This is a genomic window from Acinetobacter sp. GW821-FHT09D10 (assembly GCF_059416285.1).
In genome coordinates, this window is record NZ_JBWKOW010000005.1 from 1 (window position 1) to 2514 (window position 2514).

Consider the following 2514-nt stretch of genomic DNA (forward strand, 5'->3'; position numbering starts at 1 on the left):
ACTGTTGAACCAGGTTCTGCTGTACCGCTCACTGGATCAGTGGCATTGATTGGATCAAGTACCGGTGCATTTGGTGCGGTGGTATCAATTGTCACCACTGCAGTATCTGTACCGGCATTACCTGCTGCATCTGTTGCAGTCACGGTAATGGTGTGTGGTCCATCAGTCAGTGCAGGCAAGCTATTGTCTGCAAGTGTCCAAGTACCATCACCATTGTTGGTCGCTGGGTAGTCAGTGCCATCCACATTCACAACAACTGTTGCTGTTGGATCGTTGACTGTACCGGTGAGCGCTGGTGTGCTGTCATTGGTGAGCACATCATCAAGCGCAACCACAGGGGCTGTGATGTCGGCAGAGACTGTACCTGTGCCTGGCAATGAAGTATTGCCTGCAGGGTCAGTGGCTGTTGCCGTTACTGTATCGCCATCCACCAGGTTACCCGGGTTTGGTACTGACCAGCTGCCATCTGTACCTGCAACGACGGTTGCAGTCGTGCCATCAGGATATGTCACAGTTACGGTTGAACCCGCTTCTGCTGTACCGCTGATTGGGTCCGTCGCATTGATCGGATCAAGTACCGGTGCATTTGGTGCGGTGGTATCAATCGTCACCACTGCAGTATCTGTTCCTGCATTGCCTGCAGGGTCAGTTGCCGTCACGGTAATGGTGTGTGGACCGTCTGTTAACGCAGGCAAGGTATTGTCTGCAAGCGTCCAGGTGCCATCGCCATTGTTCGTCGCTGGATAATCAACACCATCCACATTCACAACCACAGTTGCTGTTGGATCATTGACTGTACCAGTGAGCGCAGGTGTGCTGTCGTTGGTGAGTACATCATCAAGAGCGACTGTTGGTGCAAGCGCATCAACAACGCCTGTTGCTGGTCCTGACGTATTCCCAGCAGGATCTGTAGCAATCGCTTCAACTTCATCGCCATCATTTAGGCCTGGGTTCGGTACAGTCCAGTTACCATCCGGTCCTGCAACTACACTTGCTGTACTGCCATCAGGATAAGTTACGGTCACTGTTGAACCAGGTTCTGCTGTACCTGTAATCGGATCTGTCCCGTTAACCGGGTCAATCACTGGTGCTGCTGGTGCTGTAGTATCAACTGTATATGTTTGTGTGTCATTAACAGTGCTGCTATTACCCGCTGCATCTGTAAACGTTACTTTCGCATCAATGGTTTGATCTGCATCTGCTGTTAAGCCACTGCCCGGTACACTTACTGTCCATGTACCCGCTGTACTATCTACAGTTGCAGTATAAGTTACCCCATTAATAACAACTGTAACGGCTGTATTTGCCGCATCTGCTGGAACGTTTTTGAGAACGCCTGTAATTGTGACATTACCAGCCGCCTCTGATGCATTAATCACGTTGTCCGCTGTGACAGAGTCAACTGCGAAGTTAACACCATCCGTATTTGGACCAACTGCATCAACAATAGCTGTTCCAGGTAATGATGGGTTGCCTGCAGGATCTGTAGCAATCGCTTCAACTTCATCGCCATCATTCAGACCAGGGTTCGGTACAGTCCAGTTACCATCCGGTCCTGCAACTACACTTGCTGTGCTGCCATCAGGATAAGTTACGGTCACTGTTGAACCAGGTTCTGCTGTACCTGTAATCGGGTCTGTCCCGTTCACCGGGTCAATCACTGGCACATTCGGTGCTGTAGTATCAACTGTATATGTTTGTGTGTCGTTAACAGTACTGCTATTACCCGCTGCATCTGTAAACGTTACTTTCGCATCAATGGTTTTGTCTGCATCTGCCGTTAAGCCACTGCCCGGTACGCTTACACTCCAAGTGCCTGCAACCTTGTCTACAATTGCAGTGTACTCTTGACCATTGATCACAACTGTAACGGCTGTATTCGCCGCATCTGCTGGAACGTTTTTCAATACACCTGTAATGGTGACATTGCCTGATGCTTCTGACGCATTAATCACGTTGTCCGCTGTGACAGAGTCAACTGCAAAGTTAACGCCATCTGTATTTGGACCAACTGCATCAACAATAGCTGTACCTGGTCCTGATGTATTTCCAGCTGGATCTGTTGCTACTGCTTCAACTTCATCGCCATCATTCAGACCAGGGTTATCTACTGACCAACTACCATCCGGTCCTGCTACAACACTTGCTGTACTACCGTCTGGATAAGTTACTGTTACTGTTGAACCAGGTTCTGCTGTACCTGTAATCGGGTCTGTCCCGTTCACCGGGTCAATCACTGGCACATTCGGTGCTGTGGTATCTACTGTATATGTTTGTGTGTCGTTAACAGTACTGCTATTACCCGCTGCATCTGTAAACGTTACTTTCGCATCAATGGTTTTATCTACATCTGCCGTTAAGCCGCTACCCGGTACACTTACTATCCATGTACCCGCTACGCTGTCTACAGTTGCGGTATAAGTTACGCCATTAATAACAACTGTAACGGCTGTATTCGCCGCATCTGCTGGAACGTTTTTCAATACACCTGTAATGGTGACATTGCCTGATGCT

Annotated in this window: 1 pseudogene; it reads right to left on the bottom strand. The window is 49.1% G+C overall.

The annotated features are described in order from the left end of the window. Positions 1 to 2447 (bottom strand): annotated as a pseudogene (locus AC07M3_RS12270) (beta strand repeat-containing protein); the annotation flags it as partial. Positions 2448 to 2514 lie beyond the last annotated feature (67 nt).